This window comes from Synergistaceae bacterium (assembly GCA_017443945.1).
Classification (GTDB): domain Bacteria; phylum Synergistota; class Synergistia; order Synergistales; family Aminobacteriaceae; genus JAFUXM01.
Map to the genome: position 1 here is coordinate 1 of JAFSXS010000035.1, position 15,251 is coordinate 15,251.

Sequence of the window (15,251 nt, forward strand, 5' to 3'; positions counted from 1 at the left end):
CCGTATCGGGGGGCACCCCTGAAAACCCGTTCCCCCCGAACCCCCTTTCCCCGCCCGTAAATCATCGCCGTATTTGCCGCGTCAAGATAAATATTTCTCGATTATTCCGTCAACATCAGCAGGGTTATATGACACATCACAAGCCCATTCACCGAAATTTTTTGCGTCATTCACAGCCTCAACCCAAATTTTTAGCGCCTCTTTCTTGGCCTTATCCTGTGCTGACTCCTTACCCTTGATCTCAAGAATTAAATTTTTCCCGTTGTCAAGCCTTATCAGGAAATCAGGCAAATATTTTTTCCTCTCGCCGTTGTACAAATAATAAACGCTGAATCCTAAATGATCATTCTTCGCCCATGCCTGAACGTGTGAATTTCTATCCAGCGCATAAGCAGTCGACGCTTCCCAAGTACTGTCATAAACGCAATTATTTATATGAGACTTTCTAGTTAAGTGATTCGGTCTCGCTGTCCACCATCGCGGCATGTCTCCAGTTGATAAAACCGGCTTTAACGTGTCATAAACAGGGTTAAATTTTTCTGTGTTCTCACTGCGGATTGAGTCCCATAAATTTTTTATTATTCTGCTCATGTTCATTGCGTATAAAATTTTCTTGCGCGGCCGGTTGAATGCAAACAATTTCGGCGTAATATTTATTGAATCGCTCTGTAAATATTCCTGCACGAGATTTATAACTTGTCCCAATAATAATAATTTCGAGCCTTTTTCCTTCCATGAAGCTGATAACTCTTCAAAGACGTTTGCTGCTGCATGAAAAATTATCTGCTGTAACCTGAAACTCTCTGCGGCCCTCTCTAAATCTATTTCACTGACGCGCGTTAAATCCGTCTGTCCGTCAAGAATCGGCGCAATTTCTGCACTTATTATTGTGTCGTCTGCTTTTAATTCCAACGGCTTAATTGACTCTAAATCAAGACTCAATTTCTGACCGCTTATATATTCAAATCCTGTTACATTCGGCCAAGTAATTTTATATTCTCTGCGTTCGTCAAGTGCTTTAATTTCAGTAGTAGGCGTAGTAGGAATCACTCCCCCTCCTGTAGTTGTCTCCTCATGAGGCAAAAAAGTAAACGGCACTCCGAAGACATTTACATATTCAGGCGCAAAAAATTCTCCGTCATTCAGTCTGTCATATGAAGTCCTGCGCAGACCCCGCCCGACAACCTGTTCACACAATAACTGACTCGAAAACGCACGCAAGCCCATTATTTGTGTTACCGTCTTAGCGTCCCAACCCTCCGACAACATGCCGACGGAAATAATATTTCTTAACTGTTCGCCCGGTTTATCGACTTGGCCGACTGTGTCAACTTTTTCACGCAAAATTTCACCCTCAGAGCTTGCAGAGTCCTCCAATTTTTTAGAGTCAATGCGCAAAATTTTATCTGACTCGCAAAGTTCTTCAGGCAATAACAAATCTTTTGACGCAAAAAATTTCTCGATTCTCTCTGCCGTTCTCGTGTTGTTAGCTACTGTTATCATCACGGGAGGAATCTTTTTCCCGGCCTCCTGCCATTGTTTAAATACTTCCTTCCAATCGCTTGCAAGAGTCTGATATGCACTGCGCACTAAATCAGGCAATGACTCAGAATTTGACTTGATAGTTAAATCATCTTTCACGCCGTCTTCTGTGTAAAGGTGAAATAACCGCGATTTATAAGTATCAGGATCCGGGATCGTGCTGTCACGCACAACAACACGCGGAGTCTTCACAAGGCCGGACTCGATTCCGTCGCTCAATGAGAAATCACTTATTATCCAGCTGAATAAATTTTCTTGACTCGTGCTTGAACCGGGAATAAACGGAGTCGCCGAGAAATCATAACACGTCAAAATTTTTCTGGCCTCATGAATCCTATCGAGCCCCTGAATCCAAATTGTAGCTTCCCGTTCTTCATCAGTTAATTTTTTCTTGTAAGGGATTCTATATGCGTGATGTGCTTCATCGTTGATTACTAGCCAATTATCGCCCGAACGCCCTAAAATTTTTCTAGCATATGCAGAGTCAGTCAACGGCCCGCGCTTGTCTACGTCCTTACGTTTTGCAATTGTCTCGGAATCTTCCCACGCTAAAGCCTGCCAATTATGAATTATGACTCTTGCCTGATTGATTAATTCGCGAATCTCCACCGGCAAAATATCAAATTTTTCATAATAATTATCATAACCGCCCGGCCTTAAAACCTGAAGACGTTTCTTGACCGTCAAATTTGGAGCTGCTATTAAAATATTTCGCGAGTAATTCATATTTCGCAGATCACGAGCTTTATTGCAGACCTGCCACGCAATTAACATCGCCATTACTATTGTTTTTCCGCCGCCCGTGCATAGTTTTGTGCAGAGCCTTCTAAATTTGCTGCCGTCATCCTGAATTATTAAGCGTCTGCCCTCGTTTGACTCCTTCAGCCATATTAGAGTCTCTATTGCGTCAAGCTGACAGAAGAAAAACGGAAATTTTCTCGCGTCCTTGTCGTGCCAATGATTTAATAATTTTCGCGTTATATTTGTGATTCCGGGATAATTTGACTCGCGCCATTCTTTTATTTTCGGGCGAATCTGGTTCACTAACGGAATATCTATAAATTTCCCCGCGTCATCATCAAAACCGCGCGCATTTTGTGAAGCTACAAGATAACCGGCTCTGCGTCTTCCTGAAACCTTGTAAAATTTTTTCTCTTCCTTATTATATTGCCAATAATATAAAGGCTCATTGTAGGGAGAATTTATTATCAGCTGCTCAATTTTTGCGCTCATTAGTGCGACTCCTCCCCGACTGTTAAAACTTTTACGCTTTCGATTCCGCGATCGTCAATAATTTTCACGGCAATTTTCGTATCTGGTTCTGCTGTAAATTCAAGTGACTCTGTGCCCGAAAAATTTTCGATTAAATCAGTGTTGATTTCTGCTTTGAGAGTCTTTGCGAGCTTCTCCCACCCTCCGGACTTATCCTCAAGCGGAAAAAATATTTGTGTCGGGTTAAATTCTATTCCGTTATAATTTGTATCAAGCAGCCACATTGCAATTTTATTTGTATTGCCTGACTCGACTTGTCCTGCACTCACGTTGTAATAGTCAAAGCCTAAAACTTTTACGCGGTAATTATTGCCCTCGACGTGTTCAAGCGAAATATCGGGCTGGCCCACGAACCAGAATAACGAGTCAGTGTGCAATTTTTTGCGCAGGTCTTGAGTCATTAAATCCGTGTTGATATTTACTCTCAATAATTCGCGCTTATAAAGTTTTGTCAAGTCTTCTATCATGTCAACTGCTGCCGGGTCGAACTGGAACGCCGCGAAAATCATTATGTCATACTTAAATTTATTGGCCTCGTAAAAAGTTTCCTGCACGCGCCGGGAGTCCATTAAACTTGACTCATTTGCGAAAGTTATAAATGCGTGCTTGCCGTCAGTCGTATATGCTTCTGCGTTAATCCATTTAGAGCCGGGGAAAATTTCAACGCTTGAGAAATTCATTTTTTCACCTTTAGTGCCTCGAATGCCGACAGCCTTTAATTGTTCGCACCAGTCAGAAAATTTTGCTGCCTCGTTGGGAGTTGACTCAATGTTTGCGGCCTCATCGGGAGAAAAGACTACGGGCGCGGGCAATGCTTCAACGTTGAACGGTCCTGTAACGCGAATTTTTTTACGGTTAATTACGGGCTGGTCGTATAAAATTTCTTCGTCGGGCTTCTCGTTGTTGGCGATTGATTTAAGTGTTACATGCGGGACAGTTTTATATTTGAAACCTGCTGATATTCCTTTGTTATCGTCGGCCAGCTCGTAATAGTCGTAAGTGGCGGTTAATAATCTTTGACGGGCGATTGCGATTGCGACTCGTGAAGTATCGCATGTTATCCATCGGCGGCCCCATTGTTCGGCGACGTAGGCTGTTGTTCCTGAACCGCAGGTTATGTCGAGGACTAAATCATTTGGATCTGTTGTCATTAGTAAGCAGCGTTGAATTACTTTTGTTGATGTCTGCACGACGTATTTCATATTTGTTGCTCCGCCTGTATCGTCCCATAAATCGCCGAGTTCCATTAGTGCGAAATCATCTAAATATCTTTTGTAGCGTATAAAATTTCCATTTTTTGCGATTCTTCCTGCTGCAATTAGTCTCTTCATTCCTTCAACGCTTGTCTTCCAATTTTTGCCTTGACGTGGTGTATATTTTTCTCCTTCAAATTCTATCGTTTGCTTTGAAATATCTACTTGACTTCCTGACATTAATGATGTATACTGAAAAATTCGGTGGCTATTAATAAAATTTTTATCTGCTAATTGTTCATGTGAGACTCTTATAACGGAACCGTCATCAAGTTCAAGATAGTTATACATATCAAGAGATGCTTCTCCCGCTCTACGTTCAATATAAAGCTGATGATATTTGACCTGTAATTTATCTTTTGCGTACCATACAAGATAATCTGTAGTACTTCCTATTATATTTGATAATGACATACTGCCCGTTTTCTTAAATTTTATCATCGTTACAAAATTATCGGGCCCAAAAATTTCGTCGCAAAGTTCCCGCACATGATGAACATTTTCATCGCTAATCTGAATAAATACACTTCCCGAGTCCGTCAATAATTCCCGCACTAATAATAATCTATCGCGCAAATATCTTAAATATGAATGAATCCCAAGCTCCCAAGTGTCGCGAAATGCTTTAATAGTCTCCGGTTCTGCTGATAAATCGTCGTCGCTTTTATCCTTAACGTCGCGCTTATTCACGAACGGCTGAAAATTTGATCCGTACTTGATTCCGTAAGGAGGGTCAATATAAACCATTTGAATTTTGCCGGACATTGACTCTTTCTGTAAAAGCGAGTTCATGACGACGAGAGAGTCTCCCGCAATGAGTCTATTTTTCCAGTCGTCAAGGTGCTGATATGACTCGATTGCGTTGATTTGGTCTAGTATTCTCTGCATTGGGTCAGCGTCTGCAAATAACGATAATTGCTGCGGAACTTTCTGGAATCGGTTAATAATTTTCTGCGGGATAATAGTCTCGTGAATATGAATTGATGACGTAGGGACATCGAACGAAAGATTTTCAGCTTTGCCGGCCCATTCAAGAGTCGGGGAGTCGTGAACGTCAAATTTGTAAGTGTGGAGCTTGTCGGAAGAGTCGTCGTGTGCTGCGAGTGCTGCTCTTGGATTATTGGGGCGTTTGTCGTTGTCGTGAGTGTATGAATTAATTTCGCGCATTTTAGCGAGTTCAGAGTCCGGTATATTTTGCATGAGAGTCGAGTCCTTTCGTGTGTAATGGGATATGAAGGAATTATAACAGGAAGACACAAAAATTTGAAAGCGCGAAAAAGTGTCCTCCTGAGAAAAAATTTACCGCATTTTTGTTTTTACCTCAGACTCTTTTATCTCTTGAGCGAATAAAGTTGCAAGCTCTCGAACGAGATTCACTGATATTTTACAGACCTTTGCAATAGTCTCATATGACAAATTACGCAATCGAATTAAATTTAATGCAATTTCCGCACGAGCTTGAGCACGGCCAATATTTTTGAAATCAGCTTCGAGTTCTTGTCTAACTTCTTTCTCGATTTCGTCCCATATTTCATCAAATACGGATTTGTTGCTTCCCACCGTTATTTACCTCCCTATTGATTTAGCGAGCTCTTGAACCTGCGCTAGAGATAAATTACAGGCTTCTGCAATTTGATTGAATGCGAGAACTCCCATACGAATTAAATTCAATGCGGTATCTTTTATGCCTTGAGCTATGCCTTGAGCTTTACCTTGAGCTATGCCCTCAGCTTTACCTTTAGCTTCACCCTCAGCTATAGCCTCAGCTCTAGCCTCAGCTCTAGCCTCATCAACAATTTCGTCAATTACACTCATAACTTCTTCTTCTCCTTTCGATTCCATATTTGTTAGTGCTCCGGCAAATTCTGTATACAGCGCTTCGGATGAGTGCGAACAGTTAAAATCGTGAATTAATTTCCCTAGTGCTGTATCAATATTATTATATGACCCGTTTACGTAAATAATCGTTGAGCCGTCATTTAAATTTATTCCCGTTTCAGGGTCAAATCGCGGGAAAGAATAAAGCGGCCTGTCCCTCTTGAAATAATCTTTCTGCGTGATAAATATAACTGCGCTTTGACGTTCACGCAATAGATTATGTTTTTCTCCGGGCTGCAACGAGTTTGCGTCAAGAATGGCGATATTAAATCTTGCTCTGTAGGGACTTGCGCCGGAGCTTTCCTTCTGAAATTCAATATCGTATCGAGTACCTTTGCTGTCTGTTGCAAAAATATCGTATTTGACTGCTCGTGTTCCGTGTGCGCCCTCCATTTCGTGTTGAACTCTTGCTTCTTGAACGATTAAATCATATTTGTTCATGATGATTCGCAGCATAAATTGAATGCACTCCGGATTAATCCTGAAGAATAACGTCATAAACTCGTCGTTCATTAAAGTAGCGTTCTTTAACTTCTTGAATAATTTTTTGGTTAATGACTGATTAACTTTGCTCAATAGATCCGCCTCCTGTGTGAATAATTATATATTAATTTTTCTTGTGAGACTTTGAGACGTAAATATTATCAGCTGCGTAATATCTCCAGTGCAAAAATTTATATTCTTCTGCGTAATCTATATTAATTCTCGGCGAGGTCATAATATCATAAAATTTTCCGTCGTCGCGTATGTATAAATTATTTCCGCACAGGTCAGCCCCGTACGAGCTTTTATTTATTGCAAGTGCAGCACACAATTTGCCCGGGCCGTTACATAAATCTTTTAGCTTGCGGGTTCTGCGTCGAGTCATCATTAACGGAATACCTTCTAACGGTTCAAGAGCGCGGATTAATACTGCTTCGGGCTTGTCGGGTTCATTTACAGTAACGTTAAAGCAATAATAAATCCCGTAAATCAAATAAATATAAGCGAATCCCCCTTTTTTGTATTGAATCTCTGTTCTGACGGTGCGCTTATTATTATAAGTGTGTGAGGCTTTATCGTCCGGGCCTCTGTATGCTTCAGTCTCGACAATTATTCCCGAAGTAATGCCCTCGTGAGTCTCGTGAACTAAAATTTTGCCGATAAGGTCTCTTGCGATTGTGTTAACGTCCCTCAAGTAAAAATCCCGCGCTAATTTCATTAAGACCTCCATAAATCAATAAACCGGGATTCGTGAATGAGTCCCGGCTTTGAAAATTTATAATTTCGCGATTACTTCATCTCTTGACGGTATTGACGGAGCAGCCCCCGGACGAGTTACAGCTATTGCAGAAGCATTTGCAGCAAAATTCATCGCCCATTCAGGTGAGCGGCCCTCAAAGATTCCTGACAGGAAAAATCCCGTAAAAGTATCTCCTGCCGCTGTTGTGTCGATTGCTTTGACTCTAATTGCGTCCTGCCTGCACGTTAAATTTTTGTCCGCATAAATTGAACCGTTTACGCCCAGAGTCAGAATAATTTTAGCGTCCGGTAATTTTTCGCGGAGACGTGCTGCGATTTCTTCAGGTTTATTGCTTGTTACGTCTTGATTCAGGAATTGCCCGGCCTCGATCTCGTTCAATAAAATATAATCAGCGTTACTGAAGACGGGAATAATTTTTTTGTCCATCGGTGAAGGGTTAAAAGCTACAATCATGCCCATTTCGTGAGCTTTCTGGGATAAATATTCGATTTCGTTGATCTCGTTTTGAATCACTAAAGCGTCGCCCTTCGTGAAGTTTGCGAGAGTGTTATTTATTTGCTCGCGTGTGATTGCCTGATTTGCACCGCCATAAAGGATTATGCAGTTATCACCGTCATCGCTGCGTTGAATGATGGTGTGTCCTGTTCTGATATTTTCGAGGTGAGCAATAAATTTTGTGTTGACTCCGGCTGATTCGAGTTCATCGAGTAAAAATTTTGCTCCCTCACCGACTGCGCCCGCGTGAAAGACTTCGAGTCCTGCCTTAGCGAGTGCTACAGATTGATTTAAACCTTTTCCGCCGCTGTAAGTGTTCAAATCTTTTGCCGCCAAAGTCTCGCCCCTCACGATAAAATGAGGCACATTGTAAACATAATCGATATTGAGAGATCCGAACGATAAAACTTTCACGGTTTAATCACGCCTTTCTGAAGAATCATGCACGCATATAAAGCACTCTCACTTGTTGCAATTATCGCGTATGACTTCTTTGACTCCTCGTAGAAATCGAATCTTTCAACGAATTGAATCGCATTTTTTCCGCGCTCGTCATATTTCGAGATTATTTGCTCATAAGTGTCCCATATTGGAGTCTCTACTTCTTGGCCGGGTACGACTTTCATTAAGGTTACGGGCTTATCGACAAAAGTATCAAGCGGGAAGAGACTCAATACAGCGTCAAGGATTTCCGGCACTCCATGACCGTTACAGCGAATGACAACGCCGTTTTTGCCCATTGATGACGATGGAAAATTTCCGTCAGAGATTACGATTTTGTCTCCGTGTCCCATGTCAGCAAGAACCTTCAGCAAATCGCCTGACAAAATATCGGGAATACCTTTTAACATGACAAATTACCCCCATTTAAAAAATTTTCTGCGTGTAAATATTATATGACATGATATAATTTTGCGTGCAAGATTCTTATCACAAATTTTCACGGACAAAGAAAAAATTTACTAATACTTTTACCAATACAAAAATGTTGACTCGTTAAAGATTTTGCATTATCTCACGAAGAAAAAATTTTTTGTAATGGCTCAATTTATGCGCGAAAAAATTTTTATAAATCGTCAATAATCGCATTGTTAATGAATCTTCACGCGCTTATAATTTCAAGCAAGAAAATTATTTTATTCAGGAGGTACACTCACATGAAGAAATTTTTTATGCTCGTCCTTGCGTTAGTGCTTATTGCGTCGAGTGCATTTGCTTGGACACCGTCAAAAAATGTTACTGTCATAGTGGCATATAAGGCCGGTTCAGGAACTGACAACACAGCGCGGGTACTCTCAAAATTTGCAAATGAGACAGTCGGAAAAACTCTCGTTATTCAAAATCTTGAGGGCGGTTCGGGTTCTATCGGTTGGACAGCTTTATCACAGGCACGTCCGGACGGTCATACGATTGGATTTGTAAATTTGCCGACTCTTTGCTCGAACATTGTCGAACAACTTGGCGATTACAAAATTGATGATTTCATACCGATCTGCAATCACGTCAACGAGACAGCTATTGTGTTAGTTGCGAAAAATTCTCCGTTCAACACGCTTGAAGAGTTAATAAAGTTCGCGAAAGATAACCCCGGCAAGCTCAAAGCCTCTACTAACGGAATGAAAGCAAGCAATCACATAGGAGCAGAATTACTCGCAAAATCAGCAGGCTTTAAATATATGGCGATTCCTTACGGCGGGACAGCAGATCAATTATTAGCGCTCAGACAGGGAGAAGTTGATTTTTCCGTCGCAAAAGAAGCCGATATTGCATCAATGTTGAGTGAAGTAAAAGTTTTAGGAGTCTTCGCTGAAAAACGTATGTCAAGTTTTCCGGACGCGCCTACACTTGGTGAACTCGGATTATATAATAAATGGTACGGAAGTGCGCGCGCAATTGTTGCACCTAAGGGAACAAAACCGGAAGTTATCGCATTCTATGAAGAAGCATTCAAGAAAGCAATGGAGAACCCCGAATACATCGCAGCAGCAGAGAAAGCCGGAGTTACGACTCTTTACATGAACGCAGAAGAGACAGCAAAGTTAATCAATCAGCAATATCAATTCTGCACGGACGAAGTAGCAAAACTCTGGGAATAATAAAATTTTTAGGCAGGGGACTCTTTCCGGTCTCCTGTCGTTATATTTGTGAAAGGAGAGATTATATTTTATGGATCGCAAATATTACTCGTCGGAAATAAATCATCAAATTTTATTAGCACTGATGAAAGCTCATAACGTACGAAAAATTGTAGCTAGTCCCGGAACAACGAATATTAATTTTGTCGGAAGCGTCCAGAATGATAATTTTTTCGAGGTTTATTCGTCGATTGATGAACGTTCTGCGAGTTATTTAGCGTGCGGTCTTGCTGCTGAGTCCGGCGAACCTGTTGCGCTTACATGTACGGGAGCAACTGCGTCAAGAAATTATGTCCCGGGATTAACTGAAGCCTTTTATCGCAAATTACCCGTTCTAGCAATCACATCGAGTCAGCACTTCGGCAGAATCGGAAGCTATATCCCGCAAGTAATAGACAGATCTACTCCGCCAAAAGACTGCGTAAAAATGGCCGTTCACATTCCTACAATAAGAGCAAATGAACACGAAGACGTTTGGTCAGCAACAGTAAAAATTAATGAAGCACTTCTTGAACTTCGTCATAACGGAGGCGGACCGGTGCTGATAAATATTGCTACTGAATATAATTCTAAATTTGACGCTGTAGAACTTCCAAACGTTCAAGTAATAAATCGAATCGAACATAATGACCCACTCCCGGAAATAAATGCTCATACAGTCGGAATATTTGTCGGTGCACACCCGAAATGGAGCAGTGATTTAACAAATTTAGTGGATAAATTCTGCGAGAGATATAATGCTGCTGTAATAATAGATCACTCAAGCAACTATAAAGGCAAATACGGAATCAATGCTAAAATCGTACCAATTTCACCGCGTCAGGGTATGGATTTATTGATTCACATTGGCGAAATATCCGGCTCGTACATGGATGTCCGTCCAAAAGAAGTGTGGCGCGTTAGTCCCGATGGAGTCATTCGCGATATGTATCATAAAATGCGTTACGTTTTCGAGATGACCGAGACAGAATTTTTCTCCAAGTACGTAAATACTACTATGGGGGGGGGGGGAATCACTGCAAACACTGAATATTATTCACAATGGCGTAAAGATTGCGATTACTGTCTGTCAAAATATCCTGAAGATTTACCGTTTTCAAATTTATGGATCGCACGTGAAACAATTAACAAGCTCCCTGCAAACTCAGTCTTACATTTAGGGATATTAAATTCTCTTCGCTGCTGGAATTATTTCGAGCTTCCTAAATCAATATATTCATATTCCAACACTGGCGGATTTGGAATCGACGGCACTGTGTCGGCTTTAGTCGGTGCGAGTTTTGCTGCTCCTGAAAAATTATTTTTCGGGATTATAGGCGACTTAGCGTTTTTTTACGACATGAACTCAATCGGCAACAGGCACATAAATAAAAATTTGCGCTTAATGATGATTAATAACGGCTGCGGAATCGAATTTAAGAATTATATGCACTTGGCCGCAAGAACTTTCGGTGATGACGCAGATAGATTCATGGCAGCTAGGGGACATTTCGCAAAACAGTCAAGAGAGTTAGTAAAGCACTATGCTCAAGATTTAAACTTTGAGTACATGTCAGCAGCTAACAAAAATGAATATCTCGCCAATCTTGAAAGATTCACGACACCTGCAATGCTTGACCGTCCGATTTTATTCGAGATCTTCACAACTCCCGAAGACGAAAGCCGCGCGATCTGGCAAGTTAATAATATTGATATTCCGGATTTATTGCCGCCATTGACAGCAGTGGGGTACGCGAAGAAGACCGTCAAAAAAATTATCGGCGAACAAAACGTTAAAGCCGTCAAAAAATTAATCGGGAGGAAATAACTTCAATGGGCATTAAACATTATATCGGCGAAAAGATTCGCGAGTATCTCAGGTTAAAGCGTGAAAAAATTGTTATTCCCATTCCTGAACCAGTGAACACTAACAAACTTCTTGACGGAAAAATCGCACTCATCACAGGAGGCAGCGGCGGAATCGGCATGGGGATAGCTAAAGCATTTCTCAACAGCGGAGCAAAAGTCATCATTGCAGGCACGAATACGCAAAAACTGCAAAAATGTCTAAGTAATTTAGCGTGGGGGGGGGGGGGTGCTAAGTATTTATTATTAAACGTTCTTGATGTTAAAGCTATGCCCGATAAAGTCAATGAGGCGGCGGAACTTTTCCCGGAGAAAAAAATTGATATTCTCGTAAATTCTGCCGGGGTTGTCTCTCATTCGGGCTTCGAGAACATGACCGAAGAAGAATATGACTCAATCATGAATATAAATGCTAAAGGAACATATTTTATGAGTCAAGCTGTAAGTAAATTCATGATCGCTCACAAAATCAGAGGTCATATTTTAAATGTTTCATCGTCATCATCTCTGCGGCCTGCGTGGACACCGTATCAAATGTCAAAGTGGGCTGTAAGAGGTTTAACTTTAGGGCTTGCTGATTGTTTGCTGCCTCATGGGATAATAGTAAATGCCATTGCGCCGGGGCCTGTTGCGACTCCGATGCTCGGCAAGAAGGAAGGCGACGAAATTTTTAATTCCGGTAATCCTTCAGGGCGTTACGCTATGCCGTCGGAAATTGCAAATCTCGCTGTCTTCATGGTCAGCAGCATGGGTGATTTAATTGTCGGCGACACTTTTTATATAACAGGAGGAAGCGGAAATATAACCCTTCACAGATAAAGTAACTCGCAATCCCTGAAGAATGACGGTAACTCAAAAAATTTTTCAGGGAGAGTGATTTTACAATGAAGGTGCTTATAATGGGCGGTACAGGTGCAATGGGAAATTATCTCGTTGATATTTTTGCGAAAATGGGCGCGGAAGTTCATGTTACCACGAGGCGCGAAAAAATTTCGTCCCAAAACGTGAAATATATTCGCGGAAATGCTAAAGATTTAGATTTTATACGGCCGTTAATTGAGTCCGGAAATTATGACGCTGTTATAGATTTTATGATTTACAGCACTTATGAATTTATAGCGCGTTATAAATTTTTCACTGATTTTGCAGGACATTATATATTTTTGAGCTCTAGCAGGGTTTACGCAGACTCAGACTCGCCCATTACTGAAAACTCGCCGAGATTATTGGACGTAAGCAAAGACTCAAAATATTTATTGACTGATGAGTACGCGCTGACAAAGGCACGTCAGGAAAATATTTTACTCAACGGGCGCGCAGGAAATTTCACGATAATAAGGCCTTACATCACGTACAGCAATGAACGTTTACAGCTCGGAGTCTACGAAAAAGAACGCTGGCTCTACAGGGCGTTACATGGCCGTGAGATAGTTTTTTCGCGCGACATTGCCTCAAGATTTACGACTATGACATGGGGTCATGATGTCGCAGGAGCAATAGCAGACCTGGCCGGAAATAATAACGCTTTCGGTGAAGTCTTTCACATTACAGGCGATGACTCTATGAAATGGGAAGATATTGCAGAACTCTATATAAAAATTTTGACGGGCTTAACTGGTCATGAAGCAAAAATTATTTATGTCGATAAAGCATTTGACAACACAGCGCAATTAAATTATGACAGACTCTATAATCGGATATTTGACAACGGGAAAATTAAATCTCTCGTGAAAAATTTTAAGCCGCTTTCAATTTGTGAAGGTCTTAAAAAATGTCTGACCGAGTTTGTTAGAGATAATCACGCTTTTAACGGTGTTGACTGGTCGTGGGAGGCTAGAGTCGATAAAGTTTGCGGGGGTCATGCGAAAATAAACGAGTTTGACTCATTCAGAGCGGGAAGAAATTATTTTCTTGAGCGTTATTGTCCTGCATTGCTTTATTTATCGAGATTGCCGAAAAGAGTCATACGGCGTTTACGGAAAAAATAAAGTTATGAGCTAATAAAATAATAATGACTGTTATATAATCTGTAGAATCATTTAATTAAATCAATCAGGAGGAAAATTTATCATGATGAAATATCTGCAAAGGATTGGCCGTTCGTTAATGCTTCCGGTTGCTTGTTTACCTGCTGCTGGGATTCTTTACGGTATAGGCTACTGGATTGATCCGGTCGGCTGGGGTAGTAACAGTCTTGCGGCTGCGTTCTGCATTAAAGCTGCTTCTGCAATTATCGATCAGATTCCGATTTTGTTTGCAATTGGAGTCTCTATCGGCATGGCTTCGGACAAAGACGGGACACCTGCGCTTGCTGGTCTTGTGTCGTGGTTGATGATTACGACTTTATTATCAACAAATGCAATAGCAATGTATACAGGGGTAGAGGCTTCACAAGTTCCGGCAGCATTTGGAAAGATTCAGAACGCTTTTATCGGTATTCTTTCGGGCTTAATTGGTGCGGGCTGCTATAACTCTTTCAAGGACACGCAATTACATGACTGGCTTGCATTCTTCAGCGGCCGTCGGTGTGTTGCTATAGTTACTGCTTTAGTGTCAATAATCGTGTCAATAATTCTTTATTATATTTGGCCGGTTGTTTACGGAGCATTAATTAATTTCGGAGAATCAATCGTCGGTCTTGGTGCTATAGGTGCTGGAATTTATGCGATGTTGAACAGGGCATTAATACCGCTTGGCCTTCATCACGCGTTAAATGCTGTCTTCTGGTTTGATACTGCGGGAATAAATGATTTGACAAATTTCTGGTCAGGAAAAGGGACTCTCGGTGTTACAGGAATCTATATGACAGGATTCTTCCCTGTTATGATGTTCGGGCTTGTTGCGGGAGCTTTTGCAATGTACAGAGCTGCTAAACCCGAAAAAAAGAAAACTGCTGCGAGCTTGTTATTAGCTGGTGCATTTGCTTCGTTTTTCACGGGAATAACTGAGCCGATAGAATTTGCGTTTATGTTTCTTGCACCGGGATTATATTTGCTTCACGCGATTTTAACGGGAATTTCTGCGGTTGTCTGCGCTTATTTGCCGGTGAGATGCGGATTTAATTTCAGTGCGGGAATGGTTGATTATATTCTCAGCTTCAAAGCTCCTATGGCCGTTAACCCGATTTTGATTATTCCGATTGGGCTTGTGTTTGCGGTGATTTATTATTTCGTTTTCTCATGGACGATTAATAAATTTGACCTAAAGACTCCCGGCCGTGAAGATGATGACGACTTAGAGTCAGAAAAATCTATCAAGCTCAAGAATAATAATTTTACGGAAATGGCGCGCATTATTCTCGAAGGACTCGGAGGCTTTGAGAACTTGAAAGAATACACTTACTGTGCGACACGAATCAGAGCAGAAGTAAAAGATTATCTCAATGTCGACGAAGCAAAAATAAAATCTGCCGGCATTCCCGGAGTAGTCAGACCCTCAAAAAATAGCGTTCAAGTTGTAATCGGCACAAAAGTTCAATTTGTATATGACGAACTCATGAAATTAGCTGACAAACAGTAAAGCAAGTTAATAAATGCCTCTCTGAAAAATGGGGGGCAGTTTTTTTTCTTTTCACAAATTTTCTTTCCG

At 41.2% G+C, this 15,251-nt stretch carries 12 protein-coding genes; 5 read left to right on the forward strand and 7 right to left on the reverse strand.

Annotated elements, in window-relative coordinates; genetic code table 11:
- Positions 1 to 81: 81 nt before the first annotated feature.
- The 7 genes from IJT21_03785 to IJT21_03815 all read right to left on the reverse strand — a co-directional run bounded on the left by IJT21_03785 (position 82) and on the right by IJT21_03815 (position 8,534).
- A complete protein-coding gene (locus tag IJT21_03785; GenBank protein ID MBQ7577373.1) occupies positions 82 to 2,775 on the reverse strand; it encodes a DEAD/DEAH box helicase family protein in 2,694 nt (897 codons plus the stop codon).
- Positions 2,775 to 5,267, reverse strand: coding sequence for a site-specific DNA-methyltransferase (locus tag IJT21_03790; protein ID MBQ7577374.1), 2,493 nt, complete (start codon positions 5,265 to 5,267; stop codon positions 2,775 to 2,777). The genes IJT21_03785 and IJT21_03790 overlap by 1 nt, the downstream gene beginning before the upstream one ends.
- A 99-nt stretch (positions 5,268 to 5,366) precedes the next feature.
- The gene (locus IJT21_03795) at positions 5,367 to 5,627 is read right to left on the reverse strand and encodes a hypothetical protein (protein MBQ7577375.1); all 261 of its coding nucleotides are present in this window, start codon (positions 5,625 to 5,627) and stop codon (positions 5,367 to 5,369) included.
- 6 nt (positions 5,628 to 5,633) lie between these two features.
- Positions 5,634 to 6,521 carry a hypothetical protein gene (locus IJT21_03800; protein ID MBQ7577376.1) on the reverse strand — a complete coding sequence of 296 codons (888 nt, stop codon included), beginning with the start codon at positions 6,519 to 6,521 and terminating at the stop codon, positions 5,634 to 5,636.
- Positions 6,522 to 6,552: 31 nt separating this feature from the next.
- A complete protein-coding gene (locus IJT21_03805; GenBank protein MBQ7577377.1) occupies positions 6,553 to 7,146 on the reverse strand; it encodes a DNA-3-methyladenine glycosylase in 594 nt (197 codons plus the stop codon).
- Positions 7,147 to 7,203: 57 nt separating this feature from the next.
- Entirely contained in the window at positions 7,204 to 8,097 is an 894-nt protein-coding gene (locus tag IJT21_03810) for a ribokinase (protein MBQ7577378.1), read from the reverse strand.
- Positions 8,094 to 8,534 carry a fucose isomerase gene (locus IJT21_03815; protein ID MBQ7577379.1) on the reverse strand — a complete coding sequence of 147 codons (441 nt, stop codon included), beginning with the start codon at positions 8,532 to 8,534 and terminating at the stop codon, positions 8,094 to 8,096. The genes IJT21_03810 and IJT21_03815 overlap by 4 nt, the downstream gene beginning before the upstream one ends.
- Before the next feature lie 306 nt (positions 8,535 to 8,840).
- Here IJT21_03815 and IJT21_03820 point away from each other — a divergent pair, with 306 nt between their 5' ends.
- From IJT21_03820 to IJT21_03840, 5 genes are all read left to right on the forward strand, one after another.
- Positions 8,841 to 9,779 (forward strand): tripartite tricarboxylate transporter substrate binding protein, encoded by a 939-nt coding sequence (locus tag IJT21_03820; protein ID MBQ7577380.1) that lies wholly within the window; start codon positions 8,841 to 8,843, stop codon positions 9,777 to 9,779.
- 70 nt (positions 9,780 to 9,849) lie between these two features.
- Positions 9,850 to 11,625, forward strand: coding sequence for a hypothetical protein (locus IJT21_03825; GenBank protein MBQ7577381.1), 1,776 nt, complete (start codon positions 9,850 to 9,852; stop codon positions 11,623 to 11,625).
- Between the two features lie 5 nt (positions 11,626 to 11,630).
- On the forward strand, positions 11,631 to 12,482 hold the full coding sequence (locus IJT21_03830) for an SDR family oxidoreductase (protein MBQ7577382.1): 852 nt from the start codon (positions 11,631 to 11,633) through the stop codon (positions 12,480 to 12,482).
- A gap of 65 nt (positions 12,483 to 12,547) precedes the next feature.
- Positions 12,548 to 13,651, forward strand: a complete 1,104-nt coding sequence (locus tag IJT21_03835) for an NAD-dependent epimerase/dehydratase family protein (GenBank protein ID MBQ7577383.1) — start codon at positions 12,548 to 12,550, stop codon at positions 13,649 to 13,651.
- Between the two features lie 82 nt (positions 13,652 to 13,733).
- Positions 13,734 to 15,182: a PTS transporter subunit EIIC gene (locus IJT21_03840; protein ID MBQ7577384.1), complete on the forward strand. Its 1,449-nt coding sequence runs from the start codon at positions 13,734 to 13,736 to the stop codon at positions 15,180 to 15,182.
- Positions 15,183 to 15,251 lie beyond the last annotated feature (69 nt).

Excerpts from the sequence above, each read along its gene's own strand:
- IJT21_03785 (MBQ7577373.1), bottom strand. The coding sequence starts at position 2,775 with ATGAGCGCAAAAATTGAGCAGCTGATAATAAATTCTCCCTACAATGAG.
- IJT21_03820 (MBQ7577380.1), top strand. The coding sequence starts at position 8,841 with ATGAAGAAATTTTTTATGCTCGTCCTTGCGTTAGTGCTTATTGCGTCG.
- IJT21_03825 (MBQ7577381.1), top strand. The coding sequence starts at position 9,850 with ATGGATCGCAAATATTACTCGTCGGAAATAAATCATCAAATTTTATTA.
- IJT21_03835 (MBQ7577383.1), top strand. The coding sequence starts at position 12,548 with ATGAAGGTGCTTATAATGGGCGGTACAGGTGCAATGGGAAATTATCTC.
- IJT21_03805 (MBQ7577377.1), bottom strand. The coding sequence starts at position 7,146 with ATGAAATTAGCGCGGGATTTTTACTTGAGGGACGTTAACACAATCGCA.
- IJT21_03840 (MBQ7577384.1), top strand. The coding sequence starts at position 13,734 with ATGATGAAATATCTGCAAAGGATTGGCCGTTCGTTAATGCTTCCGGTT.
- IJT21_03830 (MBQ7577382.1), top strand. The coding sequence starts at position 11,631 with ATGGGCATTAAACATTATATCGGCGAAAAGATTCGCGAGTATCTCAGG.
- IJT21_03815 (MBQ7577379.1), bottom strand. The coding sequence starts at position 8,534 with ATGTTAAAAGGTATTCCCGATATTTTGTCAGGCGATTTGCTGAAGGTT.
- IJT21_03790 (MBQ7577374.1), bottom strand. The coding sequence starts at position 5,267 with ATGCAAAATATACCGGACTCTGAACTCGCTAAAATGCGCGAAATTAAT.